This is a genomic window from Desulfovibrio sp., assembly GCF_035644575.1.
GTDB lineage: Bacteria > Desulfobacterota > Desulfovibrionia > Desulfovibrionales > Desulfovibrionaceae > Desulfovibrio.
Window position 1 is genome coordinate 13,534 of sequence record NZ_DASQOG010000172.1, and the last position, 24,339, is coordinate 37,872.

The following is a 24,339-nucleotide window of genomic DNA, read 5'->3' on the forward strand; positions in this document are numbered from 1 at the left end:
CTAAGCGACTGCCATGAGCCGCACGTCCTGCACCTGCGGCCGGGCCGATATTGTGCCGGTGAGGGTGAGCCTCACCTTGATGAGCTGCGCGCCAGCAAGGGCATGGGTAAAGCGGAACTCGACCAGACCATCGCCCTGGTTAACGGTCGCGCCTGCCGTCATTGCTTCCCACGCGCCGCTGTCGATCTGGATCTCCGGCGTTACGGTCGCTCCGGAAGGGATAACTGCGTTGTAGATCAGCACGGCCCGGGCGGCCCCTGTGGCGGGGATGCTGCGGCTGTAATAGTCTGCCGATTCCTGCACCGTGCCAGCGAGCAGTTGCGAACCGGGCCAGAGCACGGGCGACCCCTTGGCATCGCCCACCAGCTTGGCGGAAACCTGCACCGCGCCGGTTACTGGCTCGGCAAGGCGCACCGGCTGCCCCTCGGCAACGGTGAGGGAAGTGCCGCTTGGCAGCTCCAGGGCGTACTCCACGCGGGTCTTGGAGGTCGGCGTTTCCGCCAGCGCCAGCAGCACCAGATCCGTGGCGGCGGTGGAGACGGAGGCGTCGCCCAGGTCAACGCTGGCCACGCCATCCGCGTACACGGCCTCCAGCAGCCGGAAGGTCAGGTCGCGGGTCTGGTGCGCCGTCCAGGTGATGGCGTTGCTGGAAGAAAGCAACACGCCTACGCTGTAGGGCTGGACGCTCACCCATTGCTGCTGGGCTTCATCAAACTGACCCAGCTCGGCGATAGCCAGGGCCGTGGTGGCGTCATTGCAGAGAACCACCACGGCGTAATCAGTGGAGGCAGCCAACGGCACCGGAGCATCAAACAGCACTCGCGTGTGCCCGCCGCCGGAAACAACAATTTGCGCCGCTGGCACAATAGCCTCGGCCAGCGTTGTGCGAGTCGGGTATCCACCGCTTACCTCACGGATCTGGACACGCACTCCGTTGGCCCCTTTGGCCAAAAACCACAGATCCACGCCAGCCAGCTGCGTGTCTGCATCCAAAATGAACGTCTGCGCCAATGGATCAACGTAGGTATAAATGACTGTAGACACCTTTCGCAGTGTCTGGGTTGTAAGCGCTCCCTGCCCGACAAATGTGGCAGTTGCCGTGCTGCCGCCCTGCCCCGTAGCCGTCACGGTCTTTGCGCCGGAGGGCACGTTCGCGGGGATCGTAAACGTGCCTGCCAGAACGCCAGCGCTATCGGCCGTCAGTGTGGTTGCAGGTGTCACGTCAATACCATCGAATGTCAGACGGCCCAATTTTTCACCCGGGCCGAATCCGTTGATAGTGAATGCCACCTCAATTTGCCGCAGATATTCTAATGCAACTGTCGTAGATCTGAGATTTTCAACCGATGTACTTGTGCTCACTCCAGACAACTGCCCGTTGCCAGTACCACCCCACCTATGGGCATCCTGGTTAAACGCCTGGGTGATACCACTAGTCCAATCAGTGGCAATATCAGTCCAGTGATCCAGAGCAGGGTCAAGGGTCATAACGCCAGGAAGCGGGTCAAATGACTGATAGGGATTAACAAGCATGCTGCCCGTTTTGTACGGCTGGGCAAGCAACACTCGCGGGCTGAAGCTGCGGGCGCGGGGCGCGGCGATGTCAGCCGAAAGACTGTACACCTTGGCGGCAATGGGCAGAGTCAGCACACCGTCCACCACAGCGGCGCTTTGGGTAATGCCCTGATCGCGCATGCTGTCGTCACGCAGCGGGTCAACAAACAGACCCACGCGCGCGCCTGCTTCGCGCGTGGCCACATCGGCTTCCAGCCGCTGCCGGGCAATCTCCTGAAGCAGGTAATCATACCCACGAAACAGGCCTTCCATTTTGTCCCACGGCACCACATGCACCCCGTCATTGATGACGGAGGGAGTTCCGCGCCAGGTCTGGTTGACGCTGGCCAAGGCAAGCAAGGTGGCGGGCACAGCTGGGGCCTGGGCATTACTTTCCGATGCCACGCCCCGCACCCAGCTGAAGACGCCGTCCGCGCTGATGCACAAGCGATCAACACGCGGCAGCGCCTGATTGTACGACACCATGATGCCCGTGCCTGCCACTGCGCCACTGACGCTGAAGCCGTCATAATCCGCATTTTCAGGGGTCAGGCTCTTGTCCAGATAGGTGTACGTCACGCTGTAGGTGGAGCCGGGGGCAGGCTCCGCGCCGCCGGGCGACCAATCCACCTTGTCCCCGGTTTTTTTGTAGTCTGTGCCCGCCTCATAAACAGTATCCCCCTGTTTGACCTCCACCAGCGTCATGACTGAGGTGTCGGGCAAGGCATCAGACACGCCAGCATACGCACCATGCACAAGGTCTACTGTTTTTTTCAGCGTCACGCGCAGCGCTTTGATTTCCGCAATGGGGGGATGGGCCACCGTTACCCGCTGGCTGGCGCTGCCTAGGGCCTCAATAACCTCGGTATCCACAAAGCGCAGATCCGGCACGGCCGCATAGGTGATCCGGCGCGAGGTGGGCAGCTCCACGCCGTAACCGTTGACGCGGCAACGGCCCTCCGAGACCGTATACACCTGCGCGCCGCCTGCGCTGTCCGCTGCGCGCAGCAGCATTCCGGAGCTGACATAGGTGCCGCCGCCAGTCGAATCGCGGTCATATCGGGCCAGCCCCTGGTTGAAACTGTCAAGGTTGGGCGGCGTTTCCTTGGCCCGGGGTACGCCATCGTCAATGGCGTGGACGGGATAAAACTCCCCGCCAGCATCGGTCGAAAGGCCCCAGGAGGCCGTGACCTTCAGCCGCCAGGCTCCGGCCTCGCCCTCGCCCCGGCTTCCCAAGGCAGGATTGTAGAGCGCAGGATCGTCCAGTTCCGAGATGGCCGTTTCCACCAGGCGCACACCCACGGTTACAGTGCCGGTGGTGGGCACGGTAAATGTCGCGGACTCCACATCCCGCACCTCGCCCTTGATGTAGATGCGTCCGGCCAGGCAGGTGACCGCGCCGGTTGCCGCATCCACCACGATACCCGCATCGCTGACGATATCGCCATCGGCAAACAGGGCGTCTGCCAGGCGTCTGTCCCGGGCGGCGGAGATGCTCTGCATCTCGTTAAGCTCTGCCCCCTGAAGGGCGTAGCCGTCGCGGTACAGCACCCGAGTGTAATGCTTCTTGGGGTCAAACTGGTCGTAACAATCCTTGATACCATTGGCCATGATGCGCTCCTTATATGGGCAGGACAAATTCTACGCTCTGCCGCACGCTGGGAGAGCGGTTGATGGACGGCAGGATGATCTGGGCTGCCATCAGCAGACCGGGATTGGCAATTTCGGCGGGCAGAAAATACCGCTGCCCTGGGGGGAGGCCCTCAACGGGAGAACCACCCATAAAAATGCCCATTTCGCGGATGACTGCATTGGCGGCGTCGGCAAAGTCAAAGTTGGTCAGCACATACAGATACGGCGTTGGCGTGGCGGAAGGGCTGTAGCGCGCCTCCTGCACCTCGCCGTTGGCTCCCTGGCTGACCGGGATCACGATGCCGCCGGAATCATCCGGCGTGACAAAGCCAACGCTGGAAACGATACGTCGGCCAACCTCGGCAACCAGCCCCGTTGCATCAATGAGCGAGGGCAAAACCGCGTCTGGAGCGTCCCAGGCCTCGTTGCCGCTGCCCCAGGCGAGGTACAGTTTTTCGTTGGTGATGGCGGCCGCAATGGCGGCGCGGCCGGTCTTGGTAAGAGTGGCAAGGGCCATGGTTAATCCTCCATCGGGGTTGCATTCGTTATTGCGTGGGGCCACCATCGGCGCGAAATCCAGGGGCCGCGCCAGCGCTGGTCGTACAGAGGGTCGGTGCCAAGCGCCGTATGGCCATAAATCATCGCACAGGGGCGCGGGCTGTCGGCCTCCACAACCGGAGCCAAGGCAAAGGCATGACGCTGGCACGTCATGTGCGTCAGCTCTTGCTCGTTGCGCCGCACAGACTGCGACAGGCGCATGCTCGACAACCGCCCCCAGCCGTCAAAGGTGGTGGCAAACGTGCGGCCCAGCCGCGCGTTGCTGTCGCCCAAGGTGCCTGTGCCGGAGGCGTCAGCCGGGTTGGACGGGACAATCTGCGATCTGGCCACACGCCGTAAGCGGTCTATGCGCCAGGTCGGCAATGGGCGATCCCAGCCAAAGGCTGTTTGCCAGGGCTGCGATGTCCACGGGCCACCCCATGCATTTGATGTTGTTTGCGGCGATGCCCACATGAGGCTCACCAACTGCCCAACCACAAAGCTGTGGTTGCGGGGGTAGTGGTCGGATGTGAGGCGCGAGCGCCCAAGGATAAAGCGGTCAACATAGGGGCACAGCGAGCCGAAATGCAGAGAGGTCTGCATGCTCGCAGCCTGGTCGCCCGGGTAGGCCTGCTCGGCCTGCAGCCCACGGCGGCTGCCAAACGACACCATGACGTCATCATCGCCAATGGGCACATGGGTGCCAGAATAGTAGGTCAGCCAGCCGTTGCTGAGCGCTGGCCCCCTGGTCAGCACGATGGGCCGTCGGTCAAATCCGGCGTAGACGCGCCACAGGCGACTGCGCGCCGGGGCCATCTCCTTGCAGACGGAGACGATGCGGCGCACATCATCCAGACTCACCAGATCCGGCAGGCCCAGCTGGTAGGTAGCCCACCAGCGGCCGGGGCCGTTTGGTTCGATGGTTGCCGAGTAGCCAAAGAGGGCCAGAGCCTTGCGCACACTGGCCGGAGTGCCCTTGATGCGGTGCCAGGGGATGCTCTGACGCACCATTTCCGCGAGCTGCTCCCGCGTTGTGGCCACATCGCGAAAATCCACATGCATCTGCCAGGCGAGCAGCTCCAGCTCGGCCAGCGACAAATCCTTCAGCCCTCCCCGGGCTTCCGTCAGGTTGCCAAGGGGAGGCAGCATGGTGGACGCTGGCTGCTGCCACAAGCGCGCCTGCAGCAGAAGGTTGGGTATGCTCCGGCTGGTGCTGCGCAACACTCCGTTGAGCGCCCCAGCTGCGGCCTGCAAGGTGGGATCGGTGGAGATGCTGCCCGGCAACAGATCCAGAAAATTCAGGCTGCCTAAACTATTCATCATCTACCCCCGCAAACGTCACCGTAACGGAGGTTTCGCGGGCGAGCTGGCGGGATACGAGCGGCGTGTACACAGGACTCTTAACAACCACCCGGCGCGCACCGGCCTGTTCCATGAGGCTGATCAGCCGCGTGGGGTTGATGTCGCGACCGGGCACAGTCCGTTGCCAGATCCTGTAGCTTTCCACTGCGGCATCCACTGCGGCGCTGACCGTGCTGGCCATGGCCGATGCCGACCGCGACAGCCACCACGAAACCTCCAGGGCAAAAGGCACCAGCTCCGGCGCGGCAACCGTTACCGTGTCGGTCAAGGGCACAGCATCATCGGCGGACATCTTGGCGCGCACGGCCGCGAGCACCTCATCGCTGGGCAGCTCCCCGCCCACGGCCACGGGCCGCAGGTCTACAGTCCCTGGCTCCGGCGACCACACAGCGACGTCTGCAATATCCTGGTGCGCAGATCTGGCCAGGGAGCGATAGGCCCCTGTCGGGCCAGCGCAGCTGAATGCCTCGGGCGCGAGCTGAATGCGCTCGCGGAAGGCATCGTCCAGCTCAACATCCGCACCCATGGCGCTAGTGGTGGTATTTGCAGTGCTTTTGACATAGGGCAGAGGGTCAACCAGCTGGCAAATCTGCCCGGGCACCAGGCCGTTGCAAGACGTGCCCGCAGTCTCGGCCACGCTTGTGCCAGATCCTGTCAGTTTGCCAGCAGGGATCACCACGTCGGCCTGCAGGGCAAAGACCATCTTGCGGTCGGCGGTGGTCACGCGGGTGCCAGCGGGTATGATAACCGCAAAAGCCTGAGCACCCCCGAGCGTAAACTGCTGCGCAGCCTGGGACTTGGCAACTCCCAGCCTGGTTGTGCCCACACCCTTGCCAAGCTCATCCAGGTGCTGCCCGGTTGCATAGCGCACCAGCATCTGCTGGCCAGCCAGATTGATGACCTGATTCTGCGTGGCGATCACATATGCCAGGGCGCAGAGGAACAGACGCACGGGATCTCCATCGTACAACGTTGTTTTCGTCAGCCCCTCGTAGACGGATATGACGGAAGCCTCGACGCTGGCAGGGTCAAGATCCGCAAAGGTAATGTCGCTCACAACGATACCCCCTCGCGCAGATGCCAGACGATGCGCGGGTACAAGCGCCCCTGCATGGCCTCATCAGCAGACGGCTTCAGGGAGATGCGCTCCACCGCTACGCGCGGTTCTTTGTCTTCAATGGCCTCGGTAATGTCGGCGATGCGGCGCGCAACTTCGTAGGGCGTGGGGGCGTCGATAAACGCGCCCACATGGGCGAAACCGCGATCCATGGCCACGCTATAGGCCAGCGTGGTGACGATGATGCGGATATTTTGCTCGATCGCCGCAATGCCGGTGGCCCCGATGGTCAGGGGCAGGGATGTTTCGGCAAGCTCAAGGACGGGCATCAGTGGTACTCCCGCAGGGCCAACTTGACGTCGACCGCAAAAATTTTGTCGCCGACCGTGTAGCGCATTTCCTGCTGCACGGATTCAACGGCGTAGTAGCCCCAATTCCACCCGGCAATGATGAGCCGGTACACTTTGCCGTTTTTGCACAAGGCACTCAGCCGATCGGCCTCGCGGATGGGGTTGACGCCCATGTCCGCGCGCAGCTTGATGGGCATGCCGACTGTGGCCAATTCGGGGGAAAGGAACTCCAGACACGGCAGAGCGCCAACAACCTTGTGCTCCTCAAAGCGGGCCTTGCGCTCGCGGGATATCTGGCCAGGCGTGACTGTGCGCCCGCCGAAAGGGCTCACCTCAAATATGATGTCGCCAAGGCTGCCGATGCGCATGGTTAACCCCCGACCGGTTCTTGCGTTGTACTGCTGCCGGGCTGCACCCCTTTGTGCAAATGCTGCAGCAAGGAAATGAGGCCCGCGATAACATCACCATCAGGCACCTCCAGGCTGCCCTGCTCGATGCGGTAGTCGCCCAGGAGAGTTCCGCTGCCGGGCTTGCCGTCCTTGTCTGTGCAGCGCAGCAGCCCGGCCAGGGTGATCGTGGGCGCGCGCAGCGTGATGTTGACCAGGCTTTCGGCGAGGATCTCCTTTTCTGCCTTGACCGTTGCCGTGCCGGTTGTTTTCAGATCCACATCGCCTTTGATGTCGGCATAAAATTTGTGGGCCTCACGGTCATAAAAAATGACCGTGCCATCGCTGTAGCGGCTGAACTCCACCTGACGTTCCTGCTCCGGGTCTGGTGTGGCCTGCGAGTACACAGCCCCGAGCATCACCCCGGCTTCCATGCCCTGCCCGGCAAAGAGGCAAGCCACAGGCTCGCCATCATCGGGCAGCTTGATCTCCTGATCCTTGAGCACCCGGCGCTGGAGCGTAGGGAGGGGCGCGGTGACCATGCCCTGGCCATCCTCCAGCTGCACCCGGGCAGCGCCACCGGAAACGCCAACAACCTTGCCGAAACGCAGGCTTGCGCCCCGGTTCGCCTCCAGCGCCGCGATGCGCCGCTCAAGTGCTGCGTAATCAAATTTCATGGCGCCTCCTCAATACTTGAGCGTTTTGCGGATCTCGACAGACGTCTTATAGCCGGAGCCGACCTTGTGCTCGCACGACTCCACAAACCAGCTACCGTCGAAACCGCCGAAACCAGTAACGGCGATGACCACGCCAGCGACCACAGCCGGGTTCCCCATGAATTCCAGCGTGGCCTTGTTCTTGTCCTTGTTTTTGTCCCGCAGCTCCGATGCGCCAAGGCGCATGGCCTCGCCCGCAGACTCAACGCGCTTGTTGAGCTGGAGCGTTTTTTCGTCCGCCTCATCGGCATCCTTGGCGTCGACCTCCGCAGTGTGCGTGGTGCCGGTGGTGGGGTCGGTGTAGGCAACCTTGGCCTTTTTGTAGCCGGTCTTCGAGGATGACTCTTTAAAACTGTAGTTGGTCGGCGAATACATGCCGCCCTTTTTGGGGATGGTGACTACGGCCTTGCCAGCATCCGCACCGACGGCGCTGTAAACCACGAGCTTGCCGTCGTGCACCTTGCAGACCATGCCCCGCTCACTGGCCAGGCGCTGGAGGAAGCCCAGGTCGCTTTCCTCCCGCTGATCCTGCCGGGCAAAACCGTGCTCCGGCCCCTCGTACATCAGCTCCAACCCGTTTTCCGTTGCCAGCTGACCCGCAAGATTTTTGAGAGAGAAGTTCTCCCAGGCGCGCGTTTTGTCTTCATCGCGCAGGCCCGTGGTCAGGGCAGAGGTCACGGCCTTAATTTTAACCTTGTCAGGCGGGCCGCTAAATTCGATTTCGTCCGCTTTGAAGGTGCCGCAGGGGAGCGTGACGGTGTGGCCCTCATACTCCCAATCGTGCACCGTGATGCTGGCTGTGATGGCTGTGCCTTTTTTCGGACGCCAGGGGCCGATCCACTTTCCGTCGCGGTCATGCAGGGTCAGCTGCACCTCATCCGCCTTGCCGCCGGCATTGTCCTTGAAGCTGAAATCCAGCAGATGCGGATCAACATAGCTGGACGCATCATGCCCGCCGATGAAGACCGCAAGCGTGACGCGGCGCGCATCCTTGGTACCCGTGGTTACATCCATGGCGGCAGCTCTGCGGTTGCTGTTGCGGATGCTGAGGCAGGCAGATCTGGAACAGTCAGCTCCACCCCAGCCGGAAAGGTCAGCACGTCCATGTGCGCGGGATTTGCGGCCAAAAGGAAGTGCATCAGGTGCTCCTTGCCCCACAGCCGATAGGCGATGGCGTCCCAGGCATCGCCCTGGATGGTTCGATATTTACCTGCCATAGGCCAAACGCTCCTGATCGTGGACGATGTCGGATATCATGCGCTCAAACGCGCCACGGTTGCTCTCAAGAGCCGCAACAACGCGCTTGGCAAAACCGGAGTCGCTCATGCCGTTGAGCGTAAAGCTCATGCTCACGGCAGTTCCTCCACCACCGCTCAGGGCAGGAAGCGCAGGCGCACTTGATGCCGAGGCTGAAGCAGGGGTTGCGCCAGGTGCGCCAGCGTTGGCAGCTGGAGGCGTGGATGCGGATGTGGATGATGCAGCGGCCTGAGAGGAGGCCGCCTGATTCACCACAGGCTTGGCCTCGACCTTGGCTTTTTCTTCATCGCCTAGGCCTATGAAGTTTTTCAACCCGCTAAATGAATCTTTAAAAAAGTCGCGAACCTGGCTGAATCCGGGGATGTTTGAAAAGAACTGGCCGATGCTTTCGCCTAGCTCACCCATCGCACCAGAGAAGGCCTCAGCCAGTTGACCTGGCACACTTTTCAGACTTTCCCACATGGCCAAAAAGCCCTCGCGGAACCAGTCGCATTTTTCCCAGAGGTAGCCGAAACCAATCGCTGCCGCGCCGATCAACAGCCCCACCGGGCCGAAAGCAAAGCGCAGGGCTGTGCCAATGCCACGCACACCTATGGCAAGCACCTGACTGGCCGTTGTGGCTGAAGCCAGGCTGGGCACAAAAATGCCAAGTATTTTTGAAATATTGAGGAGGCCACCGCCCATGAAAGAGCCAGCATAGGCGACGCCTATGGCGGCAAGGCGGAAGCCGATCAGCCCCGCAGCAGCGCCAACAACCACAGTCGTGAGGCCCTGATGCTGCTGGGCGAAATCGGCAACACCAGAAACCAGCGGGCCAATCAGACCCAACAGGGTGTTAATTGGCGGCAGCAGAACGCTGCCAATGTTGATACCGGCCTCTTTAACCCTGTTGCCCATGAGAATCAGATTGTTGGCCGTGGTTTTGCTTCGGTTGGAAAATTCCTGCTGCATGGCCCCGGCGTACTTTGTTTCGTCGGCAGCAATGATCAGGTTCTTTTTGACTTCGTCCAGGGAGTCCATCAGCGGCGTGATCGCCCCCAAGGATTCCTTGCCGAATATTTCCTGCATGATGGAGAGCTGCTGGTCTTTGGGCAGCTTGCGTATCTGCTCAAGCACCTTGATAATGGCGGCTGGGCCATCCTTTTGCATCTGTTTTGCCAATTGCACGGGGCTGATGCCCAACGATGCAAATGCCTCTTTTTGGGCTTTTGTGGCAGCAGATCCGGAGGTCAAAGCCAGGATGAGGTTTTTAATACCTGTGGCCGCTACTTCCGGCGCAATCTTCATACTGTCGAGGGTTGCGGCCAGGGCTGTCATGGGCTTTGCCGCAATACCACCCACGGCACCCAAGGGGCCTATGCGCCGCACGATGTCGGCAATGCCTTTCTCCGATGCGCTGGTTGTGTTCGCAAACTGGTTCATGAGATCCAGCATGGATCTGGCCTCGGCCATGGTCAGATGCATGGCGCTACGGTAGCCGCCGATAGAGTCAGCAGCCTCCTCGGTGCTCATGCCAAAGGCCACGCTCATATGCGCGGACATCTCCGTAAATTCCTGCAGCTCAGACAAAGTGCTCAGCCCCTGCTGCCCACCGGCGGCAAACAGTGACGCCAGCTCGGTGTGGGTAAGGGGCAAGGTGCGGCCCATCTGCTTGATGGCCGCCTCCATGGCGTAATATTGCGGCGTTAGTTTGCCAGCGCTGTCGCGCATACCGTCAATGGTTTTGGCCGCATCAGCCATGGCAGATTCAAAGTCCACTGCCCACTTGACGGGCGCACCCACCGCAAGAACGGGGCCGATGGTGTCCATCATACGCCCGCGCAGCTCGGTTCGTTTTTCTGCCCCGGCTTTTTGCCGGGCATACCGCTCCATGGCAGAGTTGGCCTTGGCCAATTCCTTGGAAGCCCGGGCGTGTGCAGTGGCGTATTCCCCCACCTTCACACCATACTTGGCCGCTTCGGTCTGAGCATCCCGGTATAAACCAATACTGCGCTGCAGCTCGGCGGCAAGGATTTTGTCCTTGCCGCCACCTGCCGAATACTGCTTTTGCAGCTCCATGGTGCGCTTCTGCATGGAGTCCGCATGGGCGGCAGCTTTTTCTTTGCGTTTCAGGGCATCCAGCTGACCGGATGTCTGCTTGATTTTTTGCTCGACTGTGCTAAATGCAGAACCAAAGGTGGACGAAAGCGCCGCGCCAATGGTGAAACCGATACCGAAAGTATTAGACATGGCGCGTCCCCAGAAGGTTATTTATGGAAACCATGCTTGTCATAATCGGTCTCTTCCTCTGCGCGAGCGTTGTATTGGCCATAACGGCCAACATCTTCTACGTTGCCAGCCAAGGACTCATGGATCTTTTCAATGCCCTGGGCGGATTTTTCCGCCTCATGAAGCGCGGTTAAGTTCGCGTTCCAGCTCCAGGGCTTCCTGAAGCTCCTCACACGCTTCGGCCCAAGTCATCCGCATCACTTCATTTTGCCGAAAGCCACCGAAACGCCGCAGCAATAAGGCGCTACGCCTTATTTCCTTTGTCGAGGGTAATGCCCCGAAATTGGAGAAGCTGCGTCTGCAGCTTGCCGTAGTCCTCCGCATCCATCTGCCGCAGATCTTCTGCATGCAGGCCACAAAGGTGCGCCACCAAGGCCATTTCTTCTTTCAGCCCGGTGCTGGCATTGACGGGATAATCTTCAAGGTCGCCCATGGTGGGCCGCTGAATGGTGACCGCGTCGAGCTTGCGGTCGGCAAGCTCCAGGGGGAAATCCAGGGGAATGGTAACGCATTTTTCCTTTGCCATGACTGACTCCTACATTCCGAGGTTGGCTCGCACTTCCGCGAGCTGATCCACGCCGTTGAGCACAAAAATGAAGTTGAGCTTATCCAGCTCCACCAGTTCCTTGCCGCCGATCCAGAGCTTGTAGTAGTAAATTTCAAGCTCCGTCTCAGAATCCATTTTCTTGCCAGGCTCAAACTTGCCGATGCCGATTTTCTTGGGCATGGACTTGGCCACAATCTTCACGGCCTTGTTGACAAACTTGCCGCTGCCGGTGTCCAGCTGCTGGATGTTGGCGCGCACTTCTATGTGATGGGCAATGGGCTGCATCAGCACCACGGCCTTGTCGTTGACCGTGTTCCACTTGATTTTGAGGGTCTGAGCCTTGAAGTGACCAGCGACAGGCACATCCATTTCGCCAGCGATGCCCAGGCCGGTGAGAGATTCGGTGAGGTATTCGAAATCCGGAGCTTCCACCGTGGCCACGCCCAGCTGATCCACGCCGTCTTTGTAGACTTTGGCGTTGGTCAGAACGGCAGGGATGAGGTTGGTGGAGGGGAGTATCTGGCTCATATCGGCTCCTTACGCCGTCAGGCCGTAAAGGGTTTCAAGGTACTTGGGATCGTATTCCAGAATGAAGGTCAGCTCGCGCGCTGCCTGGGGAGGCGTGAGGTACACATGCCAGCGTACCTTGCCGCCCATGAGATCGCTGGTGGGATTGTCCACGGGTTCAAAAGTCACGCGAGCGCCCAGCAGATACTCACGACCCACAAGGCCGTTGAGCCACACGTTGAAGGTATCCTGCACGGTTTCGATCATGCGGCGGCGCAGCGGATTGCTCACATATTGCCAGCAGGTAAGCACGAGCGTATTGCCCACCCAGTTGAACATGCGGCGGATCGGGATGCTGGTGTCCTTGACGTCGGTGATGCCGGGGTAACCGGCAGTCTGATCGCCCCAGGCAACAAGCCCGCCGACCATGTTGAGGCCGGTCACGATGCCGTTGCCGTTGAGGTAAGCCCCCTCGGGGGCCGTAAGGTGCAGCTCGCGCCCGGCATGTACCATGCCCTCGCACAGGAGGCGCTTGTTGGACGGCGACCAAAACGGGATGCCGTCGTTTTCCGCATCGCGCTGGCCAATCACCCCGGCAAGGTGGCTGGAGCCGCGCTCCGCCACGCCGCCGTAGACCGGGCTGCCAAACATGCAGAGCAGATTGATGTCGGTAAGGTTGTTGTCGTTAAGCCAGGCAGGCACTTCGGTGTACAGCTTGACCTCGGCGGGCACGTCGATAATGCCCGTGGCGCGGAAGTGCCCGCAGATATTGCTGCTGGCGGCACCAATGGCCAGCGCCACCGAGGGAGTACCCGAAAAACCCGGGGCAAGAATCTGCCCGGGGGTAAGCCGGAAACGCGGATAAACTTCATCCACCAGCGCCAGGCCTTCGCGGGCCTTAGTCACCGGGTCAACGCCGCCAATGATGTCCGCAGCAGTAACCTTGCTGACATCAGGTGCGCCAGGCACAGCGGCATCCGGCCCGGCAACATGCACAGCCGGGTCAAAAACATTGATGGCCACAATGGGGGCAACCTTGTACCGGGCAAGGTACAGATTGGCCGCTTCGTAGAGGGGATAGTCGGCGGCAGACTCCCCGTCCGCCGGTGCGCCAAAAGCGGTGACAAAATCGCTCATACTGTAGATGAGCTTGGGCACATTGACCGGGCGGGTTACACCAACCCCAAGATTATGCACCGGGCCCGCGCCCACGATGACGGGCAGGGCCGAATTCACCTCCACCGGAGTGACCAGGCTGGTGGCCTGCTCCTGGATATAAACGCCATGCTGATAAGCCATACAAACTCCTACTCAAAACCCTGCATTTTCCAGTTGGTGAGCACATAGGCTTCCAGAAAATGCGGGGGCTGCTCATCCGGCCGCACCCACGGGGCCAAGTGGCCACGTTCGTCCGGCTCCAGTACATATTTATCTGCCAGCGGAGTCTGCTGACAGGCCATCACAGCCCGGCGCAGCAACCCCATCAAATTGAGCAAATCATTTTCCCCGGCCTCTCCATCCTCGTTCCAGACGACAAGGCGCAGCGCGACAACCGCGCAGCTGCATCCGTCTTCGTCATGGCCTGACATCATCTGGATCAGCACCAAGGGGGCGTCGTATTCACCGCCCTCCTTTTTCGCTGGCAGGCTCCCCACGCAGACCCTTGCCGGGCGCGTTGGTACCTGCCCGGGTTCGGGCCGGGTTTGCCTCGGCCTGGTGGGCAGAGGCAAAGTTTCAAGCAAAGGTTCAAGCATGGCCCGCAGGGCGGTTTGCAGCAGGTACAGGTTCATGCCAGTTTCCCCAGCTGGTAATGCACTTCGTGCTCAAGACGTTTTTCAAAGATCTCCCGCGCCCGGGCTTCCACCGCCCGGTGGGTAACGCCGAAAGCCGCAAAATACTGCACCGCATAACCAAACACCCGGTTAAGGTGCTTGCCGCGACGTTGCATGAGGTACAGCTTGCCGCCGCGCCGGATAACAAAGCCCTTTGACTTGCCGCCGTGCGCCTTAATGGTACGGACAGGCTCGTTGGGGCCGATCTGGTAGCCGGGCACCTGCCAGTTGGTGCTGCGCACCCCCTTGCGGGCCGTGACCTTGCGGGGCAAAAGCCGGAACCTGTCCATGGCCAGCGGCTTGCTGGCCACCCGAACCTCGGCACTTAATCCTGCGCCCTCTGCACGGTACAGAGGCTTGGTGATGGCGGCTCGGATCGCGCCGCCCTGAAGGAAACTGTGCCCCTTGATCTGCACCCCGGCCTCCTTGGCCATGGCAGGAGCTGCGCGCCGGATCGCCGAGCGCGCGGCCTTATCCACCTGCTTGGGGAAGCCATGCAGGGGGCCGAGAATCTGCTGCAACTTCTTGGTATCAAACTGCAAATCTATCATGCATAGCTCCTTGTGAGCTTAATGATCAGCATGCCGTCTTCCACGCGCACGCTGTTGCTGTCTGTGCAGACGGCCCAGACCTCGCCGTCGAGATCCACTTCCTGCTCCGGTACTGGCAGATCGTGGAGGGCATCAGCTGCCAGGTACACTGTCCGCACTGATTCCAGCACCGTGATGCCGGAGGCGTTTTCAAAGCCGCCAGCGGCCCCGGTATCCAGGGCACTGTGACCGCCATCTTCCACCACTGCGGTCACAGCCACCCCGTTAAAGACGATCTCCCGCCCGAACTCAGAAGGGTTCAGGAAGGTGAGAGCGACATCGGCCGCCAGGTCGTCTTGGAAAGTGCCCATTATTTCCGCCCGTCCATCCGCGTTTCGAGCCGCACGATGCGCGAATCGTGGTCACTGAGCTTGCTCTCATGTTTTTCCAAACGATCGGTTATGACCGTTTGCAGCCCCTTCACATCCGTGCTCAAAGATTGGAATTCGTAGGTCACTAGGCCAAAAAGCATGAGCAGCAGTGTCCCGATTGCCGTAAAGGCATAGTTCAACATTTTTTCTACGGACATGTGGCCTCCGCGTGTTCCACCCACAACAGCAGTTCTCCGGCCTGACCTGCAGGCAGATGCACCCACTCACCACCTACCGTCACCAGCTTGCCGCCGCTCTCGTATGCCCAGCTATTTGTCACCAGCGCCCCCGGTGTCGTCGGGGCCGGGCTGAGGCTCGCGCTTGTCAGCCCCCCCGAATTTTGACAGCCAGGAAGAACCAGGAGCAGCGCGCACAGCAGCAGTACGCTCGGCGTTGTTTCGCGATTTCCACCAGTTAACGATCGCATACAGCACCTGTGCGGCCAGCAGGCAGAGCCTAGCCACGGGAGGCGTTCTTGGCCCGCCCCACATTCAGCGCGATCCACTGCACTGCGGTGTAAATCCACTTATAGATGGCGTTGCCGCCGTCCTTGGGCGCGGGCATGGCCACGGCCAGAGCGGCGCAGATGGTCACGGCAAAGGTCACCCAGGTAAGCGCGCTCTCGGGCAGCATCCCTTCCAAAAGGGACATGATGCCCGTGGCGGATGCGGCGGCATCCTCGGCCAGAGCGGGCACGGCAAAAGCAAAAACCGACAGGGCAACCAGCATCACCAGCTGAAACAGAAAACGGGTTTTCATCTCAAGCTCCTCAGTAGGTACGTTGCATCCAGCCATCCATGAACTGGCGGCGCTGGAAGTTATTTGCCGCAAGCCCGACATAGTGCGCGCCCTGCATACAATTGAGGGCATGCACCACGTCGGCCTCCCCAGAACGTCTGGCAAGTATTGCGGACAGGGCATCCAGAGTTTTGTTGCCAACGGCCCCGTCCTCCACCAGGTCGGTGAAGAGGCGCTCGCCCTTGGCTTTGGTGTAGTTGAGCGCGTTGCACAGCCGCTGCAGGTACTTGCCAGCGCCGCCGCGACCAAGGTTCACGCTCTGCTCAAATATCTCGTTGGCCACAGACTGCGGAAAGCGGGCCAGCCCCATGCGGTTCCACCACTCGACCCGGTACCATTCGGTCACCAGGTCGGCGAGGCCGGGAATGCTCGCCAGATGGCGAGAAAAGGCCGTTGGCCCCTGGCGGAAGGAGGAGTGGGACTTGGCTGCATCAATGATCGTCCAGCCCTTCCACTGCGAAAAATACGCACGGGCAATGCCGCCATACGTTTCTTCACCGGGATCACCGGGCACGTTGCACCAATCACCTTCAAATCCCTTCAAAGGGCCGTATGCCTGCTCAAATTCTGCCATGGTGCCCCCTTACGGCAGAACAAAGCCGTCGTTGGCCGAGTGGCCGGTGGTCACGCCCGTGAGGATGTAGCCCGCGCCGGGGAACTGGAGGCATTCATCGGTGTTCTGGCGCACCCGGTAGACATCGCCGCGAGTCTGTTCTTCGCGGTACTGCTCCGTAACCAGCTCGCCGGGGGCGTCTTCTTCCCACACAAACGTGCGGCCCAAGGCCGGTTCCTTAAGATCCTGCCCACCGCTGGAGATGCAGGCCAGCAGCACTTTGTCGAGCGGCCAGACCGTTTCAATTTTCTTGTCTTTCTTGCGGGGGGCGTTGTTGTAGACGGCACCGGCCACAAGGATGTTATCCACGCCAAAGTAGGCCTTGAGCTGCTCAAGCGTCAGTTCGCCGCGTATGGCATTGGGGCTGGTGTATTTGACGCGATCCAGCACAGCCTCGCACATGCTGATGTGCCGCAGCACATCTTCATCCAGCACAAGAGCGTTGGGTTTGAGGCCCACCGAAAAACGGAAAACTTCTTTGGCCTTGACCACATCGGCCAGCGGATCGGCGTTGGCGTAATCATTCCAGGCCTTGGTAACCGGAGCGTTGGTGATCTTTTCGGTATCCATGACCTTGCGGGCAACACGGCGCTCCTGACTGCGCAGCACCATGAGCGTGGCGCGCTTGACTGCAACAACTTCCGCATCAAAATAATTGCGGAACAGCGCGGCTTCGCTGTCGTCAACAGGTTCTTCCCAGCCGTTTTCCTTGCAGTAGTAGTGATCGTCACCAAACTGCCAATCGCCGCGCGCATACGCAGTGCGGGCTGCGCGCGCGGTTTCGGGCAACTCCAGAAAAGTTTCGGCCTCAATGACCGGGTACACAGCCGACTGCAAAGCAGTTGGGAAGATGGGCAGCACCTGACGGCCAATAAAGCCCTGGCTCGCAGCATTCATGCTGTACTCAAAAGCCAGGCAGCCGAGATCAGGACGCAGCAGGGCTTCACTTGAAGTTCTGGGCATGGGTTACTCCTTACGCCGAAATATGGGGAACAAACGCGGGCATCATTTCCACAACGCCGCCAGAAGCCGCCGCCGTGAGCGCCATACCCACAACAGGATTTGCGCCGCTGTGCGGCACAACGCTGCCATCGGCACCGCTTGTAAGCATCTGCCCGACGGTGATCGCAGCCGAAGCATTAACCTCCACGCTGCCGGGGGTGTTGAGCATGCGCACGGACACCGGCTGTTCGGCCATGCGGGCACCAATCTCAGTGATGCCGAGGGGAATTTCTCCAGCGCCGCAGGGGGCGACACCATCGCCAGACAACTTGACAAGACTGTCTGCCCCGATAAGAGCTACAGCCGAAAACGTTCTGCGGGAATTTTCAAAAGCGGCCACGGTTACCCCTCCTTACGCGCGGCATTTCTGGCCGCGATCCATTTTTGGTGGGCTTCGGGATTGGCCTTGGCCACAGCTGCCATGGCGGCACCCTTGGAGCACGAATGCTTATCCATGTGCGCCTGCAGCAGGGCCTCAAAATCCTGTTCTTCCTGCCCCTGCGCCAAAGTGCCCGCGACCGCATCAAGCGCGTTTGCAGGCACTTTGGCGGCTGCGGCCTTGAGGGCATCAAGCGCCTGCTGCTGTGCATCAACTTTGCCTTCAGGCTTTGCCTGCCCCAGCACGCCCTGCAGGGTGCCCAGCATTTCTGCGGACACGCCAGTGGCGGCAATGGCCTGCAGCTGCTCGCCAGCGGCCTTGCCAAAAATGGCGCTCGCAAGCGCAATCACATTGGCCTGCGCGGCAGAGGCTTCTGCCCTGGCTGCCCCAAGGGCTTGCTCGTGTTCGCCCGCCACCTCGGCGGATACAGCCACCCGCAATTCGTCACGCAGAGCCTGCACGGCCTCGGGGTGCTGCGCCTTCAGTTCGGTGAGATCCATTGCACAATCTCCTTTTATTTGGTTGATGAAATCCGACCTGGAGCACACCCGGTCGATAAGGCCCAGGGTTTGGGCCTGCCCCGCGAGAAATATTTTGCCGTCGGCCATGCTCAGGGCCTTTTCGCGGCTGACACCACGGCCAGCCTCAACAGCGGACAAAAACATGCCGTACACATCGTCAATGTTGGACTGTATGTAGGCGCGCATTTCGTCCGTCAGCGGCTCAGCCTGATTGCCCGCCGCCTTGTACCGGCCAGCGGTCAAAAAGTTGACCTTGATACCGGCGTTATCCAGCGCCTTTGAAACCTCCCGGTGCATCAGCACCACGCCGATGCTGCCCACCTGGGCAGTTGAGGAAGCGCCAATGCTGCGAGCGCCGCAGGAGGCCCAGTACGCCGCCGAGGCCATCAAGCCATCGGCGTAGGCATACAGGGGCTTGGACTGCCCGGCGGCAGCCACGGAAGCGGCCAGCTCCTCGATGCCGTCCACGGTGCCGCCGGGTGACTCCACATCAAGCATGATGGCGCGCACGGCGGGGTCGGCTGCTGCTTGCCGCAGGCTCGCGCCGATATCACGCATGGAGGTGAGCAGCTGGAAACCAAAAAACTCCAGGCCATTCTTGGCCAGGGTGCCCTTGACGGGGATGATTGCCACAGGGCCGTCCATTTCGTAGGCAGGCGTGGTAGATTTGCTTTTTGCCGCGATGCGGGCTTCCGGAGCAGATCCGGAAAACATCTGGCGGCGGTAGCCGTTGGCGGTTCCTCCGCTTACGGATAGCGACAGCGGTTCTTCGGCACTTGTTCCGCGTAACAAGTTGCTGTCTTTATCCGTAACTTCCTTCGTCGAAACGGCTAAAGCCAGGTTGTCCACAAATGAGGTAAGGGCTTCCGGCGTCACCGCCCACAGCCCGGCCAGCTGCGCCATCAACGTACTCAGGTTCATTCCTCATCCTCCCCGTTTTCATTCTCCGAACCACCCTCATTTTGCCCGCTGTCTTCCTGATCAGGCTCCTGCTTGGGCTTTGGCTTGGCTGGCGCAGGAGCGATGCCAAGCTTATCCATGAGGTGATTCTCCCGAGCGCGGGTTTTGGCTACCGTTTCCCAATCCAAACCGCGCGCATGGCAAATGCTGGTGCGGGTCTCCGTAAGGGCATCCAGACCCAGCTGTTCGGCTTCGCGTTCCTTGGTGGGGTCGATCTGGCCGCGCGGGGGCCGCGTCCACACGTTGGAGAGCCAGGCCTGCGCGATCAGAGGCGACTCGTAGAGCGAGGGCGCGCCCTCGGGCACCACCAGCAGGCCGCGTATCCAGGCCTCTTCAATCACCATGGCCCAGAGGATGTTGAGGTAGCGGCGCACAAACCATTCCTGGTACAAGGTGTGCATTTTCCACACTTCCAGCAGGGCCGCGCGGGCGCTGGAATAGTTGGTTTTGGAAAAGTCCTTGGCGACCATCTCGTAAGGCTGGCCAGTGCTGGCAGCGGCAACCCGCAATATCCGCTCATAAAATGGATCAAACTGCGGGCCGGGCCGATTGGAAGAAAGGATGTGCGGCTTGTGTCCGGGCTGGCCGGTAATGAGTGTGCCCGGCTGTATCTGCGACAGATACTGCGCAACCGATGAGGATACAGAGCCATCAAGGTTGCCGCCAACCCCCCCAAGGGCCTCCGGAGCCGCCTCCAGAAAAACTGTAAAGCTGGCAGCGATGAGCGCTCCCACCAACTCGTAGTCCACGTAGTCGGACAGGTCGCGGAACATTTTCATGGCTGGCGAGAGGATGCTGGTGCCGCGTGTCTGCTCCGGCATGCCGGAATGAAAGCAATGCAGGCAAGCGTAACGGTGCCCAATCTTGCGGGGAACGTAGATGAAATTTGCGGAAGAAAGCCCAGCTAACGGCGTGTTAGCGGGCGGACAGGCGATGAAGTAGCCGATCGGGCGGTTGTATCGCCCCAGGTGGACGCCGTTGCTCACCTCGGCCCGGCCCTGCAGGTCAGAAGGTGTGCGCAGACGGGCGGGATGCAGATCCTGCAGCGCCAGCCCAAAGGTGCGGCCTGGTTCATCTGGCCAGACCGGGAGATGCAGAAATTCGCCAGTAATGAACATGCTGCGCACGGCCTGATACTGGAGATCATCAAAGCCCATGATGTCGCCAGCGTGGGCCTCTTTGCTCCAGATGCCCCAGGCGGCTTCAGCCGAATCCGCGAAGATCTGCGCCTCCTCTTCTGAGATGCCCAGGGCTGAAGCGTCAGGGTACGATTGCGGGCGCAAGCCGGGGCCAGCCACGTTGAGCGCCAGAGAATCAATGGCGCTGGTGGCGTTGCCGTCATTGGCCGCAAGGCTCTCGGCCCGGGCCATAATGGTATCTATGGCTCTGGCTTCGGAGAGATGTTCTTCCCGGCGCGGCGACCAGTTGCCCAGCGTACCCTCGCGCGACCCTGACAAACGCCGCACACCGGGAACCATGCCGGAGGCTACGGACTGCGCAACGGCGATGGCCATGCGCGACTGCATGCGGTGCGCGCCCCACGTTGGGGCTACATAGCTGATGGCTCGGTCAAGCCATGTGGGCGCAAAGATCGCTGGCGGCTTGGCCATCAGTAGCCCCCTTTGCCGCCACGGCCCGGCAAAAGCTGGGTGAAGCACGGCTGGGCACGGCCTGACTGCACATCCTCCACCGTGGGCTGGCTATCCAGCCACTCAAGAGTCTTGCGGATCTCAGGCAAGTCGGCGCGCCGCAACCGCCGCGAGCCGATGGTGTATTCCTGCCCACCCGAGCACGCGAGCAGAGCCTTGTTCCATGCGGCTTTCTGTTCCTCTTTTTGGGCGCGTGTAAAAATGGGCATACATCCTCGCTTTCTGCTGTTGGCATCGGCAGGCCGCGAAGGCGGCAACGGCTGACGCAATTTTGCAGGTCACTTTTGCGAGGCTGTAAACCCGGAGTGGGGGAGAGTCAGTGCAGGGTAGGGAGGATGAAGAAAATGGAGACAGAACTTTAAGAAATTTATTCTGTTATTTTAGTATGATGCAAAAAAACTTAAAGTAGCACATAAAAAAGGCCCGCAACCTCAGGAGGCTGCGGGCTGATGATTAGAGGCTGCGGGGGTTAACCCAACGAGGGCAGGGTGACCCGCACGGCGGGGGCCTGAGCGTTAATTTGCTCAAATACGCCTGCCAGTTTGCGGTCAAGGTCTTCCACCAGCGTGAGCAGTAGGCGGCTCTGCCCATAGGCCCCGCCCTGTTTGAGCAATTCGGCATAGGCGAGCAGGGGGGTGATAAGGTCTGCGGCAAGGGTGGTATCGAGCGCGATCTCGTTTTTCATCGCACCCCCTAGGCAGCCAGCCGCAGCCCCCAGTAATAACTTTTGCCGCCTCTGTTACGCTGCATGTAGCGGCCACTCATGACCCGGCCAAACATCTGTTGGCTTGGCACAGGATCGCCATAGCGGGAGCACCACCAAAGTGTAAAGGCTTCGTACAAGGCGCTGGCGGTGACTCGTGTGTCGTGGTCAGCTGAACGGCATTTTTCTTCGGCAAATTGAAGGATGCGCCGCGTGGTTTCGTCCACACCCCCACGCGGGGCGTGCCCCACCACCATCATGCGGCACAAGCCTGCGAACCACTGCGCAGCAACGTCTGACCCTGCGTTATCCAGCCGCGCGGTTTGCAGGGCATCTTGCCACAGCCTTTGCCGCAGGCCGGGACGCAGGTGGTACATCTCCGGCACATCGGGCATGGCATGGCTGGTGGGTGCCCCCACACCTTGCGCCGCTCCCGGCATGCTGTAGCTGCCAGTTTTGCGAAGCGTGGGTAACACCTCTGCCCGCACCCATTTTGAAAAAGCCCGCGCTTCTTGCTTGCGGCTACGGAAGACCAGTGCATAAAGACCGGATTCGGAAATAACGGTGACTTGTTGGGTTCTTCCCATGGCGTCGGTAATACCGACTCCATTTTTTTCGTCTTCATCGAGTTGGGAAGTCGCGTCTCGGTGATTTATTATCTCCAAAATTTTGCAGACATCCTTTGCCACGAACCAGATATTGCCGGATTCGTCTGTAACAGTGCGAATGAGGTTTTCATCAAATGCAAAGGGAATGATCTTGCTGTTCTTGTTATCGGGCATAACATGTCTCCTTTTTCTTTCAGCGTATGTCGGATTGCTGCAATTGCGTCAACTACCAGGACAATTTGCAAGTTAATTTTTTAAATGGTCCTGTTTGCATCAATAGCTCGACATCCTTGCTGAAAACAGCAGGACCTTTGCTTCCAAAAAAAATTTCTGCCTCTTTCGACAAAGCAGGGAGGACAACGCTAGGGCTAGGCATTTTCCACCTCCCCGGCGCTGAAGCGCACCACCACGCGACCGCCCACGCAGTAGCGGCTGCGTATCTCCTCCTGCGCGGATTCAATCTCTTGCAGCACCTGCTCAAGCACATCGGCGCACTCGCCGCAAATGTCTGCAGCTGCGTCAAAGTGGTTAACCGGGTACTCAATGTACTCGCTGACAAGCCGTAAACGACCGATCAGAGGGTTGAGCCGTTCAGAAAAATTGGGAATTTCCTGCTGGATAACATCTGGCGCTGGGGCCGAAGCAAGGGAATGGGTAGACATGATAACCTCTGGCGTAGGTTGTTATTGGAGTTCGCAAAACGCAAAAACTCCGGGTGCTAACAACTGACGCCAGTCAGCGGACTACTTTCCCTTGCGGGTATTGTATATCGTCCACACCCGGAGATAACTCCGAATCAAGCCCCTCAGTGGATAGACCACGGGCGCAAAAAAACCACGTTGTTGACGGAACGCGGCCACCGCTGGCGTTTTAGGCGTTGTTAGCACCTAGGTGTTGCTTGCCAAAAGAAAGAAGGGGTGTCAACTGTACGTTGATACAAAATTTTGATCAGGATATTTAAAAAAGCTTGCAACTTTAAAAAATAACTGCAAAAGAATATTTTGAATATTTTAATGGAATTTAATCATAAAAAATACATGCGAATTGCATAGCTATCTTGTTCGCTAGCTGGGAATAATCTTTTACTGAAAAAGGAGAACAGATGAAGATTATTAGTATTTTCAACAATAAAGGCGGTGTTGGTAAAACAACTTGTTTATATCAAGTTGCACATATTTTAGCGACCGATTTTCGAAAAAAAGTACTAATGGTTGATCTTGATAGCCAGTGCAATTTATCATCTTATGCGCTGTCGGAAACATTCTTGAAGAACTGTTGGGAAAATGAAAATGGAAATTCCATATGGAATGTTGTTTCTCCTGTTTTTAGGGGGCTTGGTGATATTAGAGACACGCTTAGGCCTTGCCTCACATCGCAAAGATATCAAAATTTATATATAACGCCTGGGCATATTTTATTAAGTGATTTTGAGGATGCGCTCGGCGAAAGCTGGACACGAGCAATTGGTGGTGATGAAAGGTCAATACGTGCGCAAACAGCATTTTACAGGTATATTTTATCAGCTGCACAATCTATTGGAGCAGATATTGTTATGCTCGATCTAGGCCCCAATCTTGGCTCAATAAATCGTTGTGCACTAGTCGCGAGTGATTATTTTATTGTGCCCATGGCACCTGACCTCTTTTCAATAAAGGGTACTGAAAACCTTGGGAAAAAATTGGTTACATGGGCGAGTGATTGGGATCTTGCGCGGACACGTGCTGAAAACATCGATCTTAACCTTCCCTTGGCCCATCCTCAATTTATGGGATATATTACACAACAATACAATCTACGAAAACGTTCTCCAACAGGTATGACACGTGGATGGAGCCAATTTCGGGATATAATTCAAAAATCAATCAAAGATAATATTATTGACAAGTTAGGTATTGTTGAACAACAAGACGATATGGATGATCATTGGCTGATGGGTCAAATCCCAAACCTCAACAGCCTGATTCCTTACTCACAGCGTGCGCGAAAACCAATCTTTGATTGCAACCATAAGGATGGACTCACTGGTGCGCATATAACACGGGCTAAAAATTCTCGCCGAATTTTTTCATCTATAGCTAAAAAGATTGTTGCAACCGTGTAGGGTTTGCTAGCTTTTCTTATGTGCGCCGCAGTCTCAATG

General features: G+C 59.1%; 30 protein-coding genes. 2 read left to right on the top strand and 28 right to left on the bottom strand.

Translation table 11 applies throughout. The annotated features are described in order from the left end of the window. The 10 genes from VEZ52_RS09925 to VEZ52_RS09970 are packed head-to-tail and all read right to left on the bottom strand — an operon-like array spanning position 1 to position 11,080. Complete coding sequence (locus VEZ52_RS09925) at positions 1-3,165, bottom strand: DUF4815 domain-containing protein (protein ID WP_324836668.1); 3,165 nt, start codon at positions 3,163-3,165, stop codon at positions 1-3. Between the two features lie 10 nt (positions 3,166-3,175). After that, the gene (locus tag VEZ52_RS09930; protein ID WP_324836669.1) at positions 3,176-3,703 is read right to left on the bottom strand and encodes a hypothetical protein; all 528 of its coding nucleotides are present in this window, start codon (positions 3,701-3,703) and stop codon (positions 3,176-3,178) included. Between the two features lie 2 nt (positions 3,704-3,705). Then, positions 3,706-5,046, bottom strand: coding sequence for a phage tail protein (locus tag VEZ52_RS09935; protein ID WP_324836670.1), 1,341 nt, complete (start codon positions 5,044-5,046; stop codon positions 3,706-3,708). Next, complete coding sequence (locus VEZ52_RS09940; protein ID WP_324836671.1) at positions 5,036-6,142, bottom strand: baseplate assembly protein; 1,107 nt, start codon at positions 6,140-6,142, stop codon at positions 5,036-5,038. Before VEZ52_RS09940 ends, VEZ52_RS09935 begins: the two co-directional genes overlap by 11 nt. Continuing rightward, positions 6,139-6,471, bottom strand: coding sequence for a hypothetical protein (locus tag VEZ52_RS09945; protein WP_297893717.1), 333 nt, complete (start codon positions 6,469-6,471; stop codon positions 6,139-6,141). The genes VEZ52_RS09940 and VEZ52_RS09945 overlap by 4 nt, the downstream gene beginning before the upstream one ends. Then, positions 6,471-6,860, bottom strand: a complete 390-nt coding sequence (locus tag VEZ52_RS09950) for a phage tail protein (RefSeq protein ID WP_324836672.1) — start codon at positions 6,858-6,860, stop codon at positions 6,471-6,473. The genes VEZ52_RS09945 and VEZ52_RS09950 overlap by 1 nt, the downstream gene beginning before the upstream one ends. 2 nt (positions 6,861-6,862) lie before the next feature. Beyond that, positions 6,863-7,555, bottom strand: a complete 693-nt coding sequence (locus tag VEZ52_RS09955) for a phage baseplate assembly protein V (protein WP_324836673.1) — start codon at positions 7,553-7,555, stop codon at positions 6,863-6,865. Between the two features lie 9 nt (positions 7,556-7,564). Beyond that, positions 7,565-8,608 (bottom strand): phage late control D family protein, encoded by a 1,044-nt coding sequence (locus VEZ52_RS09960; RefSeq protein ID WP_324836674.1) that lies wholly within the window; start codon positions 8,606-8,608, stop codon positions 7,565-7,567. Continuing rightward, the gene (locus VEZ52_RS09965) at positions 8,599-8,811 is read right to left on the bottom strand and encodes a tail protein X (protein WP_324836675.1); all 213 of its coding nucleotides are present in this window, start codon (positions 8,809-8,811) and stop codon (positions 8,599-8,601) included. Before VEZ52_RS09965 ends, VEZ52_RS09960 begins: the two co-directional genes overlap by 10 nt. Beyond that, positions 8,801-11,080 carry a phage tail tape measure protein gene (locus VEZ52_RS09970; RefSeq protein WP_324836676.1) on the bottom strand — a complete coding sequence of 760 codons (2,280 nt, stop codon included), beginning with the start codon at positions 11,078-11,080 and terminating at the stop codon, positions 8,801-8,803. The genes VEZ52_RS09965 and VEZ52_RS09970 overlap by 11 nt, the downstream gene beginning before the upstream one ends. Before the next feature lie 23 nt (positions 11,081-11,103). Between VEZ52_RS09970 and VEZ52_RS09975 the strand changes: the two genes are divergently transcribed. Continuing rightward, on the top strand, positions 11,104-11,253 hold the full coding sequence (locus VEZ52_RS09975) for a hypothetical protein (RefSeq protein WP_324836677.1): 150 nt from the start codon (positions 11,104-11,106) through the stop codon (positions 11,251-11,253). 110 nt (positions 11,254-11,363) lie between these two features. Here VEZ52_RS09975 and VEZ52_RS09980 read toward each other — a convergent pair whose 3' ends face one another. From VEZ52_RS09980 to VEZ52_RS10065, 18 genes are all read right to left on the bottom strand, one after another. Further along, positions 11,364-11,645 carry a phage tail assembly protein gene (locus VEZ52_RS09980; protein WP_324836678.1) on the bottom strand — a complete coding sequence of 94 codons (282 nt, stop codon included), beginning with the start codon at positions 11,643-11,645 and terminating at the stop codon, positions 11,364-11,366. A 9-nt stretch (positions 11,646-11,654) separates the two neighbouring features. Then, positions 11,655-12,194 (bottom strand): phage major tail tube protein, encoded by a 540-nt coding sequence (locus tag VEZ52_RS09985; protein ID WP_324836679.1) that lies wholly within the window; start codon positions 12,192-12,194, stop codon positions 11,655-11,657. Positions 12,195-12,203: 9 nt separating this feature from the next. Further along, positions 12,204-13,472 (bottom strand): phage tail sheath protein, encoded by a 1,269-nt coding sequence (locus VEZ52_RS09990; protein WP_324836680.1) that lies wholly within the window; start codon positions 13,470-13,472, stop codon positions 12,204-12,206. Positions 13,473-13,480: 8 nt separating this feature from the next. Next, positions 13,481-13,963, bottom strand: a complete 483-nt coding sequence (locus VEZ52_RS09995) for a hypothetical protein (RefSeq protein ID WP_324836681.1) — start codon at positions 13,961-13,963, stop codon at positions 13,481-13,483. Continuing rightward, positions 13,960-14,556 carry a hypothetical protein gene (locus VEZ52_RS10000; RefSeq protein ID WP_324836682.1) on the bottom strand — a complete coding sequence of 199 codons (597 nt, stop codon included), beginning with the start codon at positions 14,554-14,556 and terminating at the stop codon, positions 13,960-13,962. Before VEZ52_RS10000 ends, VEZ52_RS09995 begins: the two co-directional genes overlap by 4 nt. Then, complete coding sequence (locus VEZ52_RS10005) at positions 14,553-14,906, bottom strand: hypothetical protein (protein WP_324836683.1); 354 nt, start codon at positions 14,904-14,906, stop codon at positions 14,553-14,555. The genes VEZ52_RS10000 and VEZ52_RS10005 overlap by 4 nt, the downstream gene beginning before the upstream one ends. Then, positions 14,906-15,124, bottom strand: a complete 219-nt coding sequence (locus tag VEZ52_RS10010) for a hypothetical protein (protein WP_215648152.1) — start codon at positions 15,122-15,124, stop codon at positions 14,906-14,908. Before VEZ52_RS10010 ends, VEZ52_RS10005 begins: the two co-directional genes overlap by 1 nt. After that, positions 15,115-15,246 carry a hypothetical protein gene (locus VEZ52_RS10015; protein WP_276571489.1) on the bottom strand — a complete coding sequence of 44 codons (132 nt, stop codon included), beginning with the start codon at positions 15,244-15,246 and terminating at the stop codon, positions 15,115-15,117. The genes VEZ52_RS10010 and VEZ52_RS10015 overlap by 10 nt, the downstream gene beginning before the upstream one ends. A gap of 176 nt (positions 15,247-15,422) precedes the next feature. Further along, positions 15,423-15,725 carry a hypothetical protein gene (locus VEZ52_RS10020; RefSeq protein WP_324836684.1) on the bottom strand — a complete coding sequence of 101 codons (303 nt, stop codon included), beginning with the start codon at positions 15,723-15,725 and terminating at the stop codon, positions 15,423-15,425. A 10-nt stretch (positions 15,726-15,735) separates the two neighbouring features. After that, a complete protein-coding gene (locus VEZ52_RS10025) occupies positions 15,736-16,338 on the bottom strand; it encodes a putative peptidoglycan-binding domain-containing protein (protein ID WP_324836685.1) in 603 nt (200 codons plus the stop codon). Between the two features lie 9 nt (positions 16,339-16,347). Next, a complete protein-coding gene (locus VEZ52_RS10030) occupies positions 16,348-17,340 on the bottom strand; it encodes a hypothetical protein (RefSeq protein ID WP_324836686.1) in 993 nt (330 codons plus the stop codon). A gap of 10 nt (positions 17,341-17,350) precedes the next feature. Further along, positions 17,351-17,719, bottom strand: coding sequence for a capsid cement protein (locus VEZ52_RS10035; RefSeq protein ID WP_324836687.1), 369 nt, complete (start codon positions 17,717-17,719; stop codon positions 17,351-17,353). A gap of 2 nt (positions 17,720-17,721) precedes the next feature. After that, positions 17,722-19,200, bottom strand: a complete 1,479-nt coding sequence (sppA, locus tag VEZ52_RS10040; protein ID WP_324836688.1) for a signal peptide peptidase SppA — start codon at positions 19,198-19,200, stop codon at positions 17,722-17,724. After that, positions 19,197-20,849, bottom strand: coding sequence for a phage portal protein (locus tag VEZ52_RS10045; protein ID WP_324836689.1), 1,653 nt, complete (start codon positions 20,847-20,849; stop codon positions 19,197-19,199). The genes sppA and VEZ52_RS10045 overlap by 4 nt, the downstream gene beginning before the upstream one ends. After that, complete coding sequence (locus VEZ52_RS10050) at positions 20,849-21,097, bottom strand: DUF6148 family protein (RefSeq protein ID WP_324836690.1); 249 nt, start codon at positions 21,095-21,097, stop codon at positions 20,849-20,851. The genes VEZ52_RS10045 and VEZ52_RS10050 overlap by 1 nt, the downstream gene beginning before the upstream one ends. 260 nt (positions 21,098-21,357) lie before the next feature. Next, the gene (locus VEZ52_RS10055) at positions 21,358-21,573 is read right to left on the bottom strand and encodes a hypothetical protein (protein WP_215648160.1); all 216 of its coding nucleotides are present in this window, start codon (positions 21,571-21,573) and stop codon (positions 21,358-21,360) included. Between the two features lie 8 nt (positions 21,574-21,581). Continuing rightward, a complete protein-coding gene (locus VEZ52_RS10060; protein ID WP_215648161.1) occupies positions 21,582-22,373 on the bottom strand; it encodes a BRO-N domain-containing protein in 792 nt (263 codons plus the stop codon). 194 nt (positions 22,374-22,567) lie between these two features. Further along, a complete protein-coding gene (locus VEZ52_RS10065) occupies positions 22,568-22,861 on the bottom strand; it encodes a hypothetical protein (RefSeq protein ID WP_215648162.1) in 294 nt (97 codons plus the stop codon). A 440-nt stretch (positions 22,862-23,301) separates the two neighbouring features. On the opposite strand from VEZ52_RS10065, the gene VEZ52_RS10070 reads away from it, so the two are divergent. Beyond that, a complete protein-coding gene (locus VEZ52_RS10070) occupies positions 23,302-24,300 on the top strand; it encodes a ParA family protein (RefSeq protein WP_215648163.1) in 999 nt (332 codons plus the stop codon). Positions 24,301-24,339: the final 39 nt, after the last annotated feature.